16 protein-coding genes are annotated in these 18,795 nt (G+C 41.7%); 4 read left to right on the top strand and 12 right to left on the bottom strand.

All coding sequences use genetic code 11. The annotated features are described in order from the left end of the window. Positions 1-113 precede the first annotated feature (113 nt). Together L2737_RS09275 and narQ are read right to left on the bottom strand one after the other, a co-directional pair. Positions 114-743, bottom strand: a complete 630-nt coding sequence (locus L2737_RS09275; RefSeq protein WP_102528203.1) for a response regulator — start codon at positions 741-743, stop codon at positions 114-116. Next, on the bottom strand, positions 736-2,475 hold the full coding sequence (gene narQ, locus L2737_RS09270; protein WP_248955540.1) for a nitrate/nitrite two-component system sensor histidine kinase NarQ: 1,740 nt from the start codon (positions 2,473-2,475) through the stop codon (positions 736-738). The genes L2737_RS09275 and narQ overlap by 8 nt, the downstream gene beginning before the upstream one ends. A gap of 243 nt (positions 2,476-2,718) precedes the next feature. Between narQ and nrfA the strand changes: the two genes are divergently transcribed. Both nrfA and L2737_RS09260 read left to right on the top strand, forming a co-directional pair. Then, positions 2,719-4,119: an ammonia-forming nitrite reductase cytochrome c552 subunit gene (nrfA, locus tag L2737_RS09265; RefSeq protein ID WP_102528204.1), complete on the top strand. Its 1,401-nt coding sequence runs from the start codon at positions 2,719-2,721 to the stop codon at positions 4,117-4,119. A gap of 171 nt (positions 4,120-4,290) precedes the next feature. Next, positions 4,291-4,737, top strand: a complete 447-nt coding sequence (locus tag L2737_RS09260; protein WP_248955539.1) for a GFA family protein — start codon at positions 4,291-4,293, stop codon at positions 4,735-4,737. A gap of 25 nt (positions 4,738-4,762) precedes the next feature. Here L2737_RS09260 and L2737_RS09255 read toward each other — a convergent pair whose 3' ends face one another. The 4 genes from L2737_RS09255 to lpxL all read right to left on the bottom strand — a co-directional run bounded on the left by L2737_RS09255 (position 4,763) and on the right by lpxL (position 10,294). Further along, positions 4,763-6,439 (bottom strand): M16 family metallopeptidase, encoded by a 1,677-nt coding sequence (locus tag L2737_RS09255; RefSeq protein WP_248955538.1) that lies wholly within the window; start codon positions 6,437-6,439, stop codon positions 4,763-4,765. Further along, positions 6,439-7,851, bottom strand: a complete 1,413-nt coding sequence (locus tag L2737_RS09250; RefSeq protein ID WP_428848383.1) for a M16 family metallopeptidase — start codon at positions 7,849-7,851, stop codon at positions 6,439-6,441. The genes L2737_RS09255 and L2737_RS09250 overlap by 1 nt, the downstream gene beginning before the upstream one ends. Positions 7,852-8,074: 223 nt before the next feature. Next, positions 8,075-9,040 (bottom strand): L,D-transpeptidase family protein, encoded by a 966-nt coding sequence (locus L2737_RS09245; protein WP_229371436.1) that lies wholly within the window; start codon positions 9,038-9,040, stop codon positions 8,075-8,077. Between the two features lie 327 nt (positions 9,041-9,367). Next, on the bottom strand, positions 9,368-10,294 hold the full coding sequence (gene lpxL, locus L2737_RS09240) for an LpxL/LpxP family Kdo(2)-lipid IV(A) lauroyl/palmitoleoyl acyltransferase (RefSeq protein ID WP_248955536.1): 927 nt from the start codon (positions 10,292-10,294) through the stop codon (positions 9,368-9,370). Positions 10,295-10,398: 104 nt separating this feature from the next. Here lpxL and hldE point away from each other — a divergent pair, with 104 nt between their 5' ends. Next, positions 10,399-11,829: a bifunctional D-glycero-beta-D-manno-heptose-7-phosphate kinase/D-glycero-beta-D-manno-heptose 1-phosphate adenylyltransferase HldE gene (gene hldE / locus L2737_RS09235; RefSeq protein ID WP_229371432.1), complete on the top strand. Its 1,431-nt coding sequence runs from the start codon at positions 10,399-10,401 to the stop codon at positions 11,827-11,829. A gap of 79 nt (positions 11,830-11,908) precedes the next feature. Here the strand turns inward: hldE and L2737_RS09230 are convergent, their stop codons facing one another. Further along, complete coding sequence (locus L2737_RS09230) at positions 11,909-12,097, bottom strand: hypothetical protein (RefSeq protein WP_248955535.1); 189 nt, start codon at positions 12,095-12,097, stop codon at positions 11,909-11,911. Between L2737_RS09230 and L2737_RS09225 the strand changes: the two genes are divergently transcribed. Further along, the gene (locus L2737_RS09225) at positions 12,066-12,896 is read left to right on the top strand and encodes a hypothetical protein (RefSeq protein WP_248955534.1); all 831 of its coding nucleotides are present in this window, start codon (positions 12,066-12,068) and stop codon (positions 12,894-12,896) included. The two genes, L2737_RS09230 and L2737_RS09225, sit on opposite strands and share 32 nt — an antisense overlap. Before the next feature lie 77 nt (positions 12,897-12,973). On the opposite strand, the gene L2737_RS09220 is transcribed toward L2737_RS09225, so the two are convergent. The 5 genes from L2737_RS09220 to L2737_RS09200 all read right to left on the bottom strand — a co-directional run bounded on the left by L2737_RS09220 (position 12,974) and on the right by L2737_RS09200 (position 18,671). Beyond that, positions 12,974-14,332 (bottom strand): MipA/OmpV family protein, encoded by a 1,359-nt coding sequence (locus L2737_RS09220; RefSeq protein WP_248955533.1) that lies wholly within the window; start codon positions 14,330-14,332, stop codon positions 12,974-12,976. A 183-nt stretch (positions 14,333-14,515) separates the two neighbouring features. Next, positions 14,516-15,529: a sensor domain-containing diguanylate cyclase gene (locus L2737_RS09215; RefSeq protein WP_248955532.1), complete on the bottom strand. Its 1,014-nt coding sequence runs from the start codon at positions 15,527-15,529 to the stop codon at positions 14,516-14,518. Positions 15,530-15,817: 288 nt separating this feature from the next. Further along, on the bottom strand, positions 15,818-17,197 hold the full coding sequence (locus L2737_RS09210; RefSeq protein WP_102528213.1) for an NAD(P)(+) transhydrogenase (Re/Si-specific) subunit beta: 1,380 nt from the start codon (positions 17,195-17,197) through the stop codon (positions 15,818-15,820). A gap of 5 nt (positions 17,198-17,202) precedes the next feature. Next, positions 17,203-17,478 (bottom strand): NAD(P) transhydrogenase subunit alpha part 2, encoded by a 276-nt coding sequence (locus L2737_RS09205; protein WP_055025191.1) that lies wholly within the window; start codon positions 17,476-17,478, stop codon positions 17,203-17,205. A 5-nt stretch (positions 17,479-17,483) separates the two neighbouring features. Continuing rightward, on the bottom strand, positions 17,484-18,671 hold the full coding sequence (locus tag L2737_RS09200; RefSeq protein WP_102528214.1) for an NAD(P) transhydrogenase subunit alpha: 1,188 nt from the start codon (positions 18,669-18,671) through the stop codon (positions 17,484-17,486). Positions 18,672-18,795 lie beyond the last annotated feature (124 nt).

The following is an 18,795-nucleotide window of genomic DNA, read 5'->3' as shown; positions in this document are numbered from 1 at the left end:
ACTGTTAATCTTGGCAGTTCAGTCTTAGTGTTTACAAACAAATGCTCGTGATTGCAGAAATTAAAAAGGCGCCTCTATTATGAGTCGCCTTTTTTAAATCAGTCAAAAATAAACTAGTGGTTTAAATATCTCACTGCCATTTCTGTTCGCGATTTTGCGTTTGCTTTACGGAGTAAATTTTTCACATGAACTTTCACCGTACCTTCACTGATATGCAAATCTTCAGCGACGACGCGATTACTCTTACCTTCAGCTAACTCTTTTAAAATCTGCAACTCACGCGGGGTTAATGATGCAATCCAAGTTTCATCATTATCAGCATTTTTCAGCTCATAGATGTACTCTTCAACTTCATCACTAATAACGCGATGGCCAAGCATGGCTTTTTTCAGTTGCTCCAGTAATAAATCTGGCTCAGTGTCTTTAAGAAGATAACCATCTGCACCGGCTCGAAGTAAACGAATCACGTCTTGCTTCGCATCAGAAACGGTTAGAATAACAATCCTTGCGGTGACGCCTTCTTGGCGCATGGCATTCAAAGTATCTAGGCCAGACATGCCTTTCATGTTCAAATCGAGCAAGATAATATCTGGCTCATCTTCACCAATCGCAGTCAGTGCGTCTAACCCAGTTCCTGCTTCACCAAACAGTCTAAAGTCACTATCTGAAGTTATTAACTGACAAATACCACGTCGAAGTAGCGGGTGGTCATCTACTACTAATACTGAATAAGGTTTACCCATTTAAAGGCTCCTGCTGGGGTGGAAATACGAGGGAGACAGTTGTGCCGCCCTGCGGATTATTATCAAACTTGACAGTGCCATGCAGTTTCGTTGCACGCTCGTACATTATTCCGAGACCAAAATGCTGATCGCGTTCTTTTAAATGCGACACGCCAATGCCATCGTCCTTGATATTGATATGTATCATATCAGAATTTGCCAAAAAACAATCAATTTCTATGCGTGAAGGTTTTGCATGTTTAATTGCATTGATTGTTGCCTCGCGAGTGAGTTGCAATACATGAATGTGTTGCTTGGCAGCGAGTAAATGCGGTGATAACTGGTAATTTAGCTCAATAATGATCCCTGTCTGTTTACGAAGTTGCGCTAACATCACTTCAATGGCTTGACCTAAGTTAGGATCTTTAATGGTTAACCTGAATGTAGACAGTAACTCCCTAAGCTGGCCATAAGCAGTGCTGACGCCATCATTAATGTCCACTAGCTGGGTCTGCACATCTTCAGTCATGCAATTAGGCTCAATTTTTTTGCGCAATAAGCTGACTTGGATTTTGAGATATGAAAGTAGCTGACCTAAAGAATCATGCAGCTCTCTGGCAATGACGGCACGTTCTTCCATTAACGCGAGTTGCTGTCTTTCTTCTGTGGCATTGTGGATAACAATGGAACGAGTCAGCATCATGGCGAAGTTAACAAATAACATATTGTTAACTGGTCTGAGAGAAATAACTTCAAGATATCCTAAATTTTTATCTTCGAGCTGCAAATTAAACTTAACAGGGGTTACTGCTGCGTGTTGTTCTGAATTTAAACCCGCAGAGTCTAACCAGCCATTATCTGCCTCAATGCTGTCTATGGTTCCATCGTCGTGCTCGATGACCAAGCGAACATAATCTAAGTCTTCAAACTGCTGAATTTGAGTTAATGCTGAGCTTAAGGCTTTATAGTCGAGGCTATCGGCGTGTAATCTGATGAGGTTGTCATATAAAAAACTTAGCTCGTTGTTTGCTCGTGTCAGTGCGATGGTCTTTTCATTGACCTGGCCTTCTAAATCTTGATAAAGGGTATCGAGCTCTGATGCGGTTTTCTTAAAGGCTTCTCCGAGTGCATGCAGTTCCATATATTCTGTTTGTGGTACATCAACTTTGAATTTACCTTTTGAAATAGAGTTAGCGACATCCATCAATTGGAGTATAGGCTGTACCATTCTCTTGCGGGTATAACGTGTTGCGGCGATGGCGACAATTAACATTAAGAATAAACCAATGATTTGACCAATCACCAATATCCTCAGTTTTAGTGCAGCAAAACGCTCCATTTCCAACACTAATATATCTATGGTATCAACAAAGTCTTTTAAAGAGTCACTGTACTCTTGACGCTGTTGATTCTCGATGAAAAAGCGCATTTGCTCCCACTTATCCACCACCAACAGATATTGCTGAGATAATGCATCAGGACTGTACCAGGTTAATGAACGCTCTAACGCCTCAGAATGCAGAGTCGTTTCAAACTGATTTATCTTTTCTTGCAGTAGTTGTTCATCACGCTCTAAATACAGTTTTAAACGATAACTTTGCATACGCAATGAGCCCGAAGCGTTGATGGCTCTGGCGTCACCAATACTGAAACTTAGATTGATAATTGAATACACAGCTAAGCTGGAAGAAATGAAAATTAAGACTAACATTAGTCTTAGAATGGTGGAGGTGAGACTGCCTCTTTTAATCATTTGATATCCAACTTAAGTCTGTTTTAACGTGAATTTTAAGCAATATTTTACATTAGAGATTACTGTAATATATTAACAAGTATCCAAAAGTGTGATGTACAACATATTAACATATTGATCTAGCGCAAGCTTATCGTCTAATACTCACAAAGGGGTATTCTTAATTTAACCTTAAATGGATAAGTTTGTTCATGGAGATGTCGTGAATATTTAAAATAAAATGTAACACGGAGATGAACGGTGATGAAAATGAAAGCAAAAGTTGTTGCGCTTAGTGCGTTGATGGCAACCAGTTTTATGATGACTAGTGCGATGGCTAGTGATAAAACTGAACCAAGAAATGAAGTATATAAAGATAAGTATAAATTGCAATATGAAACTTGGCATGCGACATCAGAAAGCGATGAAATCGTAGATGTGTTAGCAGAAGATCCAAACCTGGTTGTGTTATGGGCAGGTTACGGTTTTGCTAAGGATTATAATAAGGCACGTGGTCACCACTACACCGTGACTGACTTGCGTAATACATTACGTACTGGCGCACCAACTGGACCAGATGATGGCCCAATGCCTATGGCATGTTGGAGCTGTAAAAGCCCAGATGTACCTCGTATGATCGAAGAGCAAGGCGAAGACGGTTACTTTAAAGGTAAATGGTCTAAAGGCGGAGCTGAAATCGTTAACTCTTTAGGTTGTGGCGATTGTCATGAAAAAGGTTCACCAAAATTACGTATTTCTCGTCCATATGTTGATCGCGCTTTAGAAGCTATCGATAAGCCATTTGATAAAGCGTCTCGTAAAGACAAGCAGTCTATGGTTTGTGGTCAATGTCACGTTGAATACTACTTCGAGAAAACTGAAGACCGTAAAGGTTACGTGAAATTCCCATGGGACAACGGCACAACTGTTGAAGAAATGGAAGTTTACTATGATGCAATCAACTTTGCTGATTGGACTCACGCGATTTCTAAAACACCTATGCTAAAAGCACAACACCCTGGTTATGAAACCTGGATGCTAGGTATGCACGGTAAAAACAACGTAAGTTGTACTGACTGTCATATGCCACGTGTTGCTAAAGCGAATGGTAAAGGCAAATTCACTGACCATAAAGTGGGTAACCCTTTCGATCGTTTCGACGAAACTTGTGCAACTTGTCATGAAGGTAAAACGAAAGAATTCATGATGGAAGTGACTCACGAGAATCAAAAGAACGTGACTGAAATTAAGCTAAGAGCTGAAACTCAACTTGTACATGCTCACTTCGAAGCTGGCGCAGCTTGGGAAGCAGGTGCAACTGAAGCTGAAATGAAGCCTATCCTAATGGATATTCGTCACAGTCAGTGGCGCTGGGATTACGCTACAGCATCTCACGGTGTTGCAGCTCATGCTCCAGCAGAAGCGTTACGCATCTTAGGTGGCGCAGTTGATAAAGCAGCTAATGCACGTATCAAACTGGCTCAACTACTTGCAGCTAAAGGCGTGAAAATGCCAATCGCTATCCCTGATATCTCTACTAAAGAGAAAGCGCAGGAAGCATTAGGTATGGACATGGATAAGATGAATGCTGATAAGCAAAGATTCTTAAAAGAACTTGCTCCTAAGTGGGATGCTGAAGCTGAAAAGCGTGAAGCGACTTACTAAATAAGTTTGCTCCTTTAAAAATATCTCTATTAAAAGCCCTCATTTGAGGGCTTTTTTATTGGTTATTTATTGATTCAGGGGGGAGTTATTCAGATAGTTTTGACTTCATTTGTGGCTGAGGTAATGATAAATACTCAATCAATTGGCAATTTAACCATTAAGGAATGAGTTATGGGTATGGAACAGCAGGCGGTTGAAACAGTTGAAACAAATAAACCTGTTATTTTAGAAGGCGGCTGTTTATGTGGCGCAGTGCGATATCAGCTATCTGCCAAGCCATTTGATGCCGATTATTGCCATTGCAAGCAGTGCCAAAAATCGTCTGGTGCCGTATTTCAAGTATGGATGGATTTTAAACACGAGCAAATAACCTGGCTTAAAGGCGAGGTGAGCGAATTTGAATCTTCAGATAATGTTCGTCGTGGTTTTTGCAAGCAATGCGGTTGCACATTAAGTTATCGGGATACGCGCTACCCTGATTATTTCACACTGACCATTGGTTCTTTAGATGAGCCGAGCTTAATTAAACCTAACTATCATATCTATACATCAAACCAAGTGAAGTGGTTATCGATTACTGATGACTGCGAACGTTATCAGCAAGAAAGAACTTCGTAGCCTGTGGCGTCAGTTTTCTTATTTGTTAGTCGCGCGCTGAAATCAATTGTACTTGCCAGCTTGGTAGTTTTTGTCGAATATCTGCGCTGATTTTATCTGCGTCGCCACGGATGACGACTGTGGGGGGATGGGATAAAACATGATTCGAGATTTGTAAAAACTGTTCTGGGGTAAGCTGGCTTATTGCGTTGACTTCCTGTTGCGCTTGCTGAGTTGTTTTGCCTGATAAAATATTACGTATGTAATTATTTTCTTTACCAAAAGTCGTGTCCAATGCCAGTTGTTGCTGTCCAATTAAATAGGTCGAGACTGCATTTAACTCAGCTTGACTAACAGTGCTTTCGGTCAGTAGCTGAGTATGGTCAAGTATGCCTTTAATAAAGGCCCCTGAGTTTTCTAGTGCTGTGCTGCCATAAAAATATAAATACTGACTAAGTGGTGCATCAACACAGCGGCCGTAGATCCCATAGGTTAATCCGCGGGTTTCACGTAAATCGTAGAATAATCTGCCGCTGTAACTTCTACCTAATAATGGTGCGATGGTTTTACAACCTACACTATTATTCGTTGCCGTTTGTTGGTGGTGATTCAATAAGTTGTTCGCATTTTCGCTAACAAAACCGACTCTCACCTGTGTTTGCACTGTATCTGGCGCATCAATGAGATAAATAGTGGCTGTGGGAGTTATTTGATTTTTGGGAGTAACCTCAGTGGTTAAAATTTTTGTATTCTGGACAGTGTGACTGGCTATGTTATTCAACATGCTATCACTGGTACTGGAGTCATGTAGCAGCCAGAGAGGTAAACTGTCATTAATCGTTTTGCTATGCAGGTTTTCAGCTGTTTCACGTTCGATTAGAGGCTGATTCAAAGGCTTTTGCGAATCATGATTAAATGAATTTTCTACATCATTAGTAAACAAATGCCATTGCAATCGCTCACGGGTAGTAAGTTGTAAGTGCTGCAATTGCTTAAAACCTGCTTCGGTGTTTTCAAGAGCGTCTACTAATCCCTGGCTGTCGAGACTTACATTATAAGGATGCTGTGGGCCGAGTAATTGACTGCGAAAGACTTTATCGATTTCTGAACCTGTGAATGCACCTATGTGTTTATTGAGCTTTAAGTTTCTTTGTACAGTTTCAATATTGAGGTTAGTTAACGCATTTTTATCCCAAAACGCCCAAACTAATGATTGCATTTCATTAAATGGCGCAGAGCATTGCATTGTGATAGCGATACTATGCAAGCTGGCTCTAAAATGGATGCTGTCATAGCAGGCGGCAATATCTGGCTTATGTTGCTGTTGGTTTGCTAGCTCTTTACGGCGTTGAGAAAATGCTTCGATAAGCACATCAGGGTTTTCAAGCGATGCACTAGGTGATATCCCAATAAAATAAACTCGATTGAGTTTTGGTTGGCTTACAGCGTCTTCTTGATTAACAGCCCATTGGTGAATTGATAGTTTGTCATTGATATTAATACTATTTGGTTCATTAAAAACTTGCGTACTGGTATTTCCCCCGATGTTATTATCTCTGATTAAAGGCGCCGATAATGATGGCAGTTTAGGGGCGTTGTCTAATTCAGCAAACTGAGGCACTTTAGGCGGTTGTGACTCAGTAAAAATGATCGGGGAGTGCTGGCAACCTAATAACAAAAAGCTAGTTAAGATGATTAATAGGCTCAAGTGATAAGTTCTCATTATAGCGCCCACCTTTCTAGTTTCTCAGAAAACCCTTGAGGTAAGATTTCAAGTAACCCTTTCCCCCAGCGAATATACCAAGGCGGCAATAAATCGACTCGCACTGCTTTATCAATAAAGTATTCTTGAGTGACCCGTTGAATATCAGCTGAAGTAACGGCTTCGGTTCGGCGCCATGGCTGAGTTAATGGAAAGAATTTATCACGCTTAGAGGTGTTCGACAGGTATTTTGCTAAGGTCTGACTGTTTGATAATTGCTGGTTAATATCATTGAGTGCAACGGTTTTTAACGAGCATAAAGCTTGGTCGTTGAGGCCGTTTTCTATGACTTGACTAAATAGTGATTCAACCAAATTTTGTAGTTCATCTAAAGAGGTGTTTGCTCTAGGAACGAGGACAAGGTTAGTGACACCGTGATTTTCCATGGTCAATGGGATCGAGTAGCTGAGCATTTGTGGTGGGTTTTCTAATGTGTTGGCTGCGAGCGCACTTTTGAGATTTTGAAACAAGTGGCTTTGTAAAAGGCTTACAGCTTCAAAGTCAGGGTGCTGTCTGCCGACAGTGTGCCATGCCATTAATAATGCAGGCCAAGGGCCTCGCTTATCAATGATTTCAGTTTTAGTGGCCGTTGGAGTTACTGATACGGCAGAAAACTCGTCTAGGTTGTGTTGAGGTGCTTGCCAATCAGCAAAATATTGTTTGATGGTATTTGTGCTATCAATTTCAATCTTACCTACTAAGGATAGCTGCATCGCATCGGGGCGATAATAACGCTGGTGAAATTGTTCAAGTTCGGCTGCGGTTGCACTTGTCACATCCGCTTTACTGCCAATGATGGCATGAGCATACGGGCTGCCAGCGACTTGGGAAAGTAAATACTCCATTGCAGGTCGAAGATAAGGTTGATTATCTATGCTAGTGGCCATTTCCTCTAGCACTGCACCTTGTTGGTTTTTAACTGTGGTTTCAGATAGTACAGGACGGATAAACCTGTCAGCTTCAAGAAATAAACTCAACTCTAATGCTTGCGCGGGGACAGTGACATAGTAATTGGTATAGTCAAAATGTGTGCTGGCATTAAAGCGGGCCCCAATGGCGCTCATTTGCTGAGGGTAACTTTCGTTAGGGGCGTTTTCGCTGCCTTTAAATAGCAGGTGCTCAAACAAATGCGCATATCCTGTTTGCCCAGCTATTTCGTTACGTGAACCTACGTTAAATTGACTTGCAATAGCGACAGTGGATTGCTGCGGTCTATTTAGCTGTCTGACGATTAAGCCATTATCCAACTCAGTGAGGCTAATTTGATGTTCAATTTGACTAAGCTGATTAAATTGGCTGGAAAGCTTGCATTGAGACGCGGCCAGATTGAGTGGCATTAACCCTATGGCTAGTGAAAACAAACAGGTAAGCATTAATGCTAAAGGGAGGGTTTTATCTTTAACTCCCATCAACAGCTGAGATGTATTCTGCTTGATACCAGTTTTCAATCTATCACCATGAGTAAACTAACAATGGCTTTTTAGATTACTGATTTGTGGTGCGTTACTCAAGTTGGAATATGCAGGTTAGCGTTGGGGAGATGCCTAACCTCAATCAAATCTGATTGAGGTTAGATTGAGGCTTTAATGGAAAGAGTTACTCTGAATCCGCTGGCGCAGCGTCTTCATCTAATTGCGCATGTTGAATGCTGTTAATGCGAGTAGGCATCCCGGTTCTTTGCTCTAATAAACGCTTTAAAGTAAATGAGTCGGTTTCAGCATGAGCCACAATAGAGGTGATTTTCTTATCTAGCGTTAACGGTAATTGCTCAGATGACTCAAATTGCTCAATGGTTTCTGATAAAGGTTGGTGAACCTCTAAGTAACGATTACCGTCAGGCTCAATGGTGGCCTTAATTGGTTGATTTACGAACTCTACTCGAGTGCCAACGGGCACTGAATTAAATAGGTGCTCAATATCTTCATCGCGTAATCTCACACAACCTTGACTGACTCTAAGGCCAATACCAAAAGAGGCATTCGTTCCATGTACGGCAAAATAGTTACCTACGTAAAGTGCGAACAACCCCATTGGATTATCAGGGCCAGCAGGCCATACATCAGGAAGCTCTACACCTTTATCGGCATAAATTTTCCGAGTGTTTTGCGTCGGAGTCCAAGTCGGATTAGCGCGCTTTCGATACACTTGAGTGACCCAGTTTTCTGGGGTGTCACGGCCAACTTGTCCGATACCAATGGGTAACACTTCTACAGTGTTTTTACCCTTTGGATAATAATATAAACGCATCTCAGCGCTGTTGATTACAATGCCTTTGCGAGGAGTATCGGGCAAAATAAGCTGGTGAGGAATGACTAAGGTACTGCCGGGTTTCGGTAGGTAAGGGTCAACACCAGGATTAGCTTCCATCATGTTGCTCAAGCCTAATTGGAATTCAGCAGCAATGGCTTCTAAAGTGAGCTTACCTTCAGGCACAATATAATATTGGTTTTCACCAATTAAGCGGCTGTCTTTAGCGGGCAAACGATATTCTACCGCGGCAGCGTTTAAGCTAGCCAAGAGGGTAGAAACAGCAATCAATGAAGCGCAAAACGACTTTAACATAAGGGCGATGTGTTCCTAATTATTGGTTTAGTAACTTAACAATGTAACAAGGCGTCCATATAAGTATTTGCCAAAGCGATTAGAAATCCGTATCTAAATCATCACTCAGCGTAGAGATCATGCTGAGTCATTTGTTGAAGCGATTAAGTTTGGCATCCTTGATCATTTCTTAATTGATTTCAAGTTGCCGATACACTTTATTAGCGTTTTCTCAATTGCTTGTTGAAATAGGTGACCGAGTTTAGCCACCTTTTATTTTCATTTTTGACGGTTAAAGTACTACTTAGTCAGTTTGTTGATTCAATTAAACTGCTTTTAATGCAGCATTTATTCGTATAGCGATGGTGTCTCTTTGGTTGGCCGAGTTTTAAATCGTCTATGTAGCCACATATATTGAGGACGATTTTTATCAATAATCGTTTCAATTATTTTATTACCACGAATGGCGTCAGCGAGTTCATCTTCACCTGGGAAGTTATCCAATGGCGGCATAATCTCCATATGGTAACCATCATCATTACTATTGCGTTCGACAAAAAATGGCAGCACTTTAGCGCGGCCAAGTTTCGCAAGAGTGGTGGCGCCAGTAATAGTTGCAGCATCTGGTACAGCATATAAAGGAATAAATACCGCACTTGAGCGGCCAAAATCTTGGTCTGCGGTATACCAAATAACATCAGGATTTCTCAAGCTTCTTACCATATTACGCAGGTCACGTTTAGGCACTAATCCTTTATTTGAACGCAGACGTCCATTCACCTGTAGGTATTCCATCACAGGATTATCGTGGGGGCGGTATACACCAATTCCAGGTTGGAATTGACCAAACATTCTTGCGCCCATCTCTAGTGGCAAGCAATGCACGGCAAAGAGAATAACGCCATGGCCACTATCAAGCGTGTCAGTGACATGTTGATCGCCTTTCATGGTCATATGACGCTGTATTTTATCGTTAGACCACCACCATGCATTGATAGTATCGAAAATGGCTTTACCCGTTTCTTCAAAATTCTGTTTGAGTAGAGTATCTCTTTCTTGTTGTGGCATATCAGGAAAGCAAAGCTGTAAGTTACGTTCAGCTGTGTGCTTTCGCTTTGCTGCAAATTTGAGTACTAATCGACCCAGTCCAGCGCCCATTTTCATTTGCCAGCGTAAAGGTAATAATTGGGTAAGTCTCATAAAACCAACACCTAACCATAACGGCCAATGTTTCGGGTGTAATAAATGAGAACCAAATTGCGCTTTTTCTACCACGTGTAACTCACCCCAAATTCAAAATTAGTTGCTATTCTAACTTAATTTTATAGCAAAATTAGGTACAATCACCGTTTAATGTCAGCAAAAAGAAAAAGTTTATTATGAAGGTATCTCTACCAGCATTCGAAAAAGCCCGTGTTTTAGTTGTCGGCGATGTCATGCTTGACCGATATTGGGTTGGCCCTACGGGTCGTATTTCTCCTGAAGCGCCTGTACCTGTAGTGAACATTAATGAAATTGAAGACCGTCCAGGTGGAGCAGCAAACGTAGCATTAAATATTGCAGCGTTAGGTGGCCAAATTCAGCTGGCGGGTATTGTTGGGGCAGACGAGACTGCTCAAGCACTGACTGTAGGGGTTCAAGCACAAGGGGTTGAGCCTCGCTGGTTAACTGTGGCTGATAAGCCAACGATTACTAAGTTACGTGTGTTTTCCCGTAACCAGCAGTTAATCCGGTTAGATTTTGAAGAAAAATATGCCAAAGCTGACAGTGAAAACTTATTCAGTAGTAGTGAAGCTATTTTAGATGATGTCGATGTTCTCGTGCTTTCTGATTACGCCAAAGGTGCTATCGATACTCCTGTTGAGTTTATTGCCAAAGCACGTGCTAAAGGTGTCACGGTGTTAGTTGACCCTAAAGGCACTGACTTTGCTCGTTACCGCGGTGCATCTTTATTGACACCAAACATGAGTGAGTTTGAAGCTGTTGTTGGTACGGTAACAGACGAAGCAGATTTAATCGCTAAAGCAAAACAGCTGATTAAAGAACATAATTTTGATGCCATGCTGGTCACTCGCTCAGAAAAAGGCATGACGCTTATCAGCCAAGATGAAGCTGAGCTGCACATTCCGACTGTGGCGCGTGAAGTTTACGATGTCACAGGTGCTGGCGATACTGTTATTTCAGCGCTAGCTACCTCGTTAGCTGCAGGAAGTACGATGGCGCAGGCCTGTTCTATTGCAAACATCGCAGCAGGTGTGGTTGTTGCTAAGTTAGGCACCGCCACTGTTAGTCGCATTGAGTTAATTGAAGCGCTTGCGTTAAATCAAGGCGAGTCAGGTTTCGGAGTCGTCACTGAAGATCAACTAGCTTATGCCCTTGAGCAAGCACGGTTACGCGGTGAAAAAGTCGTAATGACCAATGGTTGTTTTGATATTTTACATGCAGGACATGTGAGTTATTTACAACAAGCAAAAGCCTTAGGGGATCGCTTAATCGTTGCAGTAAATGATGATGCTTCAGTGAAACGCCTAAAAGGAGAAGGAAGACCCGTAAACCAAGAAGATCGCCGTATGGCTGTGCTAGCTGGTTTAGCGTCTGTCGATTGGGTTATTCCTTTCAGTGAAGATACTCCGCAACGCGTTATTAGCCGTTTATTACCAGATTCGTTGGTGAAGGGCGGTGACTACAAAGTCGAAGAAGTGGCTGGTGGTACTGAAGTGATGGCTGCTGGTGGTAAGGTTGAAATTCTTGGCTTTGAAGATGGCGTATCTACCACGGCAATAATTGAAAATATTATGGCTAAAAAATAGTGTTAAAACCGGCACTGCTAGTTCTTATCAGTGCCGTTAGCGTTAGCCCATTGTTGTTGGCTAACGCTGACGCTAATTATCATTCTGATTCAACTTCAACTTCAACTTCAACTTCAACTTCAACTTCAACTTCAACACCAATATCAACATCAACACTAAGACTTACGCCAACACAAAATTCAGTTCTAACGTCTTCATTAAATTCTACACCTGCGATAAATTCTTCTGAAGAAAGTGTGCAATCAAGTTTATACCCTCGTGAACCCATTGCAGAAAAAAGTGCACTTATTTGTCGTATATCAGATTATGCAAAGTGCCTTGCACAGTTTCCTGTAGCTGTAACTCGTCAGTTACCAAGTCATAATGATATTGCTAATAGTCTAGGTTTTAAAAGCGCAGTGGTATTTCCTGTTAATAATGAGAATGTGGCAGGTTTGATCGTCATTAATCGTGTTCTTCCTTTGATATATCAAAATGTGGCGCTTAATGGACAGATTTACCAATTAGACTTAGCGCAGCAGTCACAGTTAACTTTGTGGCACGAAATAGGCCACTTACAGAATATCGCTTTGCAAGGCAAAGGGTTACCAAGTGAACTAACAGCCTATGAACATGAATGGTTAGCTGATGTATACCTTGTTTGGCGTCTAGCGCAGTCGGATAGTTTAATCCTTGCTTGGCAACAGCTTCATCGACGTAATATGGCTGTGATTAACGACAGAGATAATATCAGCCACTGGAGCTCCCCACAGTTGTTATGGTTGCTGACTCATTATTCATTAGAAGAAATAAAACAGTTTGAACATTATAGTGACTTCATTAGCGCAATCTACCCACTCAGTCCGTCTATTGAAACCACTGAAATGAAAGAAATAGCGAGCCTTATTCAGCGCACATTTAATCGCGGAGTTATGCCGGTTTTACCCAATTATATGTTTTGGCGCCAGGTTAGATTAATTGAAGTTTTACAGCCTACATTGTCGATATTAATGGGGGATGAGAATGCAAATCAATGGCTCATTGAGCAGTTTGCTGAGGCACCTACCTACTTTGATGCTAAATATTGATGCTGAATAAAACAGCCTGTCATATCAATGATGACAGGCCTCGTATATATATATATTGTAGTTATGTTTAGTACGAACTAAAAATGCCATTGCACGTAAACGGTGTTGTAATTACTGCCACCTTTAATGCGTCCAAAAGCAGAGCTGGTTTCAAAAATGCCTGAACGGTGATGGATGCTGTAACCCAACCACGCATTTTGTAAAGGTGCATAGTTAAAGACATCGCCAATGTTTACATCGAACGAGAAGTCTAAATAATTTAATAGTTTAGATGGGCGATAATCTTTTTCATCAAGCTCACTACCTTCAATATAAGTGACTTCGGAAACATAAGATAATCCTTCTGCGACACCGATGCGGAAACGCCAACCTAAATCAAGGGTGTAAAACGCTTTTACGCCAATAACCCCTTCAGCGAGGTTGTCTTGTACTTCAGAGTCGTGATGCCAAACGCCACCCGCAGTAAAGTACAGATCAATAGGTAACGTAAATAAGCTGTCGGATAATGGAATACCATAAAACAAAGAGGTGAGCTGATTGTTATATCTGTCGCCTTTTGCATTGCCGGTTAAGATTTCGTTGAGATTTGAAGGCGTAGCCCAGCCGTGAGCAACACGTAAAAATTCACCGCTTTCTTTAGGTACGGGATTGGTATTTGGGCGCTTAGCATCGGGATAAAAACCGAAGCCAAAAAAGGATTCAAATTGATATTGGTTTTCAATGGTCGGTAAATCATAGATATCATTTTCAAGGCGAGTGACCCCGAAATTAGCTAATAAGTATAAATTGCTGGCCAAATGATAACGAGTATTTAAGCCAGCAGAAAAGGCAAGCCCTGCGCCTGGGTCTATCTGGTCAAAACCATAATAATGCTCATTAAAGGAGTTACTTTTCCACTGGAACTCTGCAAAAGGGTTTAATTGCCAGTCGCCAGCAGTCCAGTGATACTGGGTGCGAGTATAACCATAATAGCGTTTATTACCGTCACTCATAAAAGCAGCGTCAGCTTCTAAACCCTCTTTTTGGAACCGATACTGGATACCAAAATCAAACGCATCAGATTGAGTTTCGTTTTGATATTCTTGTGGAATATCCACAAAACGAAAGCGACTGTAGATATTTACTTGGTGTTCATCATTCTTCCATAAATGTACACCACCTTCTAATCCGTCTAAAAAGAAATAGTCATTTTCAAACTCAATTAGTGGCATGATATCGGTGACGACATCGTCTTCGGTGGCATAGGGAATATCAGCACGGCGCATTCCAATCCCTACGCCCCATTTACTTGGAAAGTACTCTACGGTCTTATCAGTGTGTGCGCTTTCGCTTGTTTTGTTGCTTGCTAATGGTTCAACTTCTACATTTTCACTGGCGGTCACAGATAGTGGACAAATGCATAAAAAGAAAGGAATAAGCTTCGAATATTTAGACATAAACTTAACTACCAGTAATAAATGAAATAAATAATTAACAATTGAGTAGGAAGTGTAAAGCGACTAAGTGTCAGGTTTTACAGTAACTTTGGAAGGATTATAGCATGGCATTTTTTTTAATATGACATAACCGCTGATTTTTATAGCAAGTTGTTAACGTCTTTAATCAAATACAATTGCAGCTTAGCGGATGATTTGCGAAATGCTTTTTGGTTGTTGCCAAAAAGAGTAATTATGTTTCCCTGCTTGTTTGATCCCATACATGGCATTATCTGCTTGCTCGCAAACTTCAACAAAAAGATCTTTGCTAGTAAAACAGCTTATGCCAATGCTGAGTCCAAGGGCGATATTTTTATCATCAATGGTTTGTGTTTGTTTAAAGTGACTGACCAGTGAACCTGCTAAAACACTTATTAATTTATACTCAGATATCGTGGTAATAATGACAAATTCATCACCACCAATTCTCGCAATCTTAGTTTTACTTTTGGGAAGTAAAGTCTCTGAGTAGTGCTGCAATACTTGGCTGATTTCAATCAGTGTCAAATCACCAAAACGATGACCAAAACGATCATTAACAGATTTAAAATTATCGACATCTATAAAGAGTAATGTACCAGAGTCAAACTTTGAGCTGCGCTGAAAGTCTTTGTAAACTTTCTCTGCTGCAGTGCGATTTAATAAGTCTGTTAATGGATCTCGATGTGCGAGTCGTGCTAAATCTAATTGGTAGCGCTTTTCTTGGGTGATATCGATGTGGGTTCCGAGAATTTTTAGCGGAGTACCATCTGTTGCATATTCAACTATCCTGCCGCGATCTGAGACCCAGCGGGTACTGCCATCTTTATGGATCATTCTGTGCACTGCTTGATAAACATCTTCTTGCCCATTAACGTGATCTTCAAATGCTTTAATGACCCAATCTTTATCTTCAGGGTGCAGGCTATTTTTCCAACTTTGCATGTTGGCTGAATATTCTTCGCGGGTGTAACCTAACAATGAGCCCCATTCTTGATTATAAATACACAAGTCGCCTGTGGGCACATCTTGTTCCCACAAACACAACCCAGTGCCATCCAATGTTGCAGATAGCTGTTGCTGGATCTGTTTATTTTTTTGCTTTAGTGATTCATTTTCACTTTTAAGCAGAGCAATTTGTGCAGTTAGTGCTTCAATTTGAGAAGCGTTGATATCCATATTCGTCAATCATCCGAGTCATTTTGAAAAATAAACCAGCTAACATTTGTACGATTTTTAGACTTAATAGTCAATTATCATGACAATAGTCTAAATATTATCCATTAGAAAGCGTGAAAGATAAGGGAATGACGACAAGCTGTCATTTAATTAAACTATTTTTTGTTCGATAAATGAACATGATGAAAATTAATCAGCTTGTTTAGCGAGTTATCGACAAGAAAAAAGGCCGCTTAGCGGCCTTTTCTATGAATATTGAGCATCAAGAGCGGATCAAGAGTGCATCAATTATTCAGCTTCTTTCAAGCTTTGTGTCAGTTCAACAATACCTTTTTTACCATCGCCGAATAACATTAATGTGTTATCCATGGCAAATAATGGGTTAGGCAAGCCTGCAAAACCTGGGCTTAAAGAACGTTTAATGACTACAACGGTTCTGGCTTTATCAACGTTCAGAATCGGCATGCCGTAAATTGGGCTACCTTTATCTTCACGTGCCATTGGGTTAGTAACATCATTGGCGCCAATCACAATCGCCACGTCAGTTTGCTCGAACTGTGGATTAATTTCATCCATTTCAATTAACTGCTCGTACGGCACTTCAGCTTCTGCAAGTAGTACGTTCATGTGGCCAGGCATACGGCCTGCTACAGGGTGAATTGCATACTTAACGTCAGTACCGCGGCTCTGTAATACGTTGGCAAGTTCACGTACGGCATGTTGAGCCTGAGCCATTGCTAAACCATAACCAGGTACAATCACAACGCGCTCAGCCGTTTCGAGCATCATGGCGATTTCATCTGGTGATGTTGATTTCACTTTACCAGCATATACTTCATCAGCATCAATCTTCTCGCCGCCTTCGGCCATCACACCGAATAACACATTAAACAGTGAGCGGTTCATTGCTTTACACATGATTTGCGTCAAGATAATACCTGAAGCGCCTACCAAAGAACCTGAAACAATCAGCACAGTATTGCCTGTGATGAAACCCGTCGTTGCGGCTGCGATACCTGAATATGAGTTAAGTAATGCAATCACAACTGGCATGTCTGCGCCGCCAATGGGCACTACAAGTAGTACACCTAACACCACCGCTACAGCCACTAAGGCATACATTAAGTTGGTGTTGGTTGGATCCATGACCATCGCAATCGCAAGCGCAATTGCACTGATTAATAGAATCGCATTTAACGGTTTGTTGCCGGGTACTTTAATCGGGTTACCCGAGATAAGCTCCTGCAGTTTAGCGAAAGCAACAAATGAGCCTGATAACGTGACAGAACCGATAATGATAGTGGCACCGATAGAGATAAGTGCTACTGCATTGGTTGCTGCTGCAGGATCAAGGAAGCTTGCAGCGGCAATTGCCAGTGAAGCACCGCCACCAAAACCATTCAGTAATGCCACCATTTGCGGCATGTCGGTGACTTTGATTTTTGTCGCCATCACGGCACCGATAGTACCACCCAGTAACACACCTGCGATGATCCACTCGTAGCTAAGAATGCTTTGATCAAACAAGGTCACGACAACAGCAATGAACATGCCCATCGCAGATAGTTGGTTGCCACGAACCGCAGTACGCGGTTTTGTAAGCCCTTTAATACCTAGAATAAATAAGACTGCGGCAACAAGGTAAGCTAAATAAATAAATGTTGTCATTGAGTCTATTTCCTTTTAAACATGGCTAGCATGCGGTTAGTTACCATGTAACCGCCCACCACGTTGATGGTGGCAAGCACTACAGCAATAAAGCCAAGTACGTTAACCATAATACCTGCGCCAGAGCCAGCTGATAATAATGCGCCAACTAGCGAAATACCTGAAATCGCATTTGAACCCGACATTAGCGGTGTGTGAAGCGTAGGAGGAACTTTAGTAATCAGTTCAACGCCTAAAAATACTGCAACAACAAAAAGTGTCAGTAATAGTAATAAGGTCATATCCATTAGGCTGTCTCCTCTGATGGGGTTTCAGGTGTCGCCAAAGGTGCTAAACCCAGTAAGTCACGAAGACGGGCACTACTAACATCATTACCATGAGCTACAACAGTATCGCTGACGATTTCATCTTCAAAATCAAGTACTAGCTCACCTTCTTTAGTGATAAGTAGGTTAAGTAGGTTTTCAACATTTTTACCGTACATTTGGCTGGCATGATTCGCTGCAGTGCTGGGTACATTTGAAGGGCCTAAAATCATCACTCCATTATGCATAATGACTTCATCTACTTGAGTTAACTCACAGTTACCGCCACTTTCAGCGGCTAAATCAACAATGATTGTGCCGCTTTTCATGCCATCAACCATTTCTTTAGTGATAAGCACTGGTGCTTTACGACCAGGGATAGCCGCAGTGGTAATGACAATGTCTTGTTGCGCTAACACATTCGCCATAGCTTGTTGCTGACGTTTCAAAAAGTCATCACTTTGCTCAGCAGCGTAGCCACCTTTGGTTTCAGTATTTTCAGCTTCAATATCCAGCTCAACAGGTTTGGCGCCGACTGAAATAATTTGTTCGCGAGCAGCAGGGCGGATGTCATAAGCTTCAACAACAGCGCCTAACCGCTTTGCTGTTGCACAAGCTTGAAGGCCTGCAACACCGACACCCATGATAAAGGCACGAGTCGGTTTTAATGTACCGGCAGCAGTCATCATCATTGGGAACAAGCGCGGGGCTTTGTGCGCGGCAAGTAATACGGCTTTATAGCCAGAAATGGTTGCCATTGACGATAAGACATCCATGCTTTGAGCACGAGTGATACGCGGGATCAATTCAAGCGCAATTGCACTGCCGCCAGTGTTGGCGATTGCCTGGGCATTTTGAGGATTAACTAACGGATCCATCATCCCTATAACCAATTGATGTGGTTTCAAAACAGCTTGAATTTCATCAAATTGATCACCCTTACAGTTTACCACTGTAATGATATCGGCTTCAGTGAGTAGAGCTTCTCGTGAAGAAGCTATTGTGGCCCCAACTTTGACGTAATCGTCATCGGTGAAACCTGCTTGTAGTCCAGCGCCTGATTCTACGATCACTTGTAGCTGTTTTTTCATTAAAATGGTCACATTAGCAGGGATTAGCGCAACGCGTTGCTCACCTGGGTGACTCTCTTTCGGTAGACCTAATTTCAAAAGGACAACCTCTTAGTTATATGTAGGGAAGGGTCGGGTCGTTTTAGTATTTCGAGTTGCCTGAACAGCAGCCATTACGACTTTTGATTATTCACACAACTTTAGTACCATTTTTATAAAGTGC

It is taken from the genome of Shewanella electrodiphila, assembly GCF_023283985.1.
Classification (GTDB): Bacteria; Pseudomonadota; Gammaproteobacteria; order Enterobacterales; family Shewanellaceae; genus Shewanella; species Shewanella electrodiphila.
This window is presented reverse-complemented; position numbering and strand designations above follow the sequence as displayed.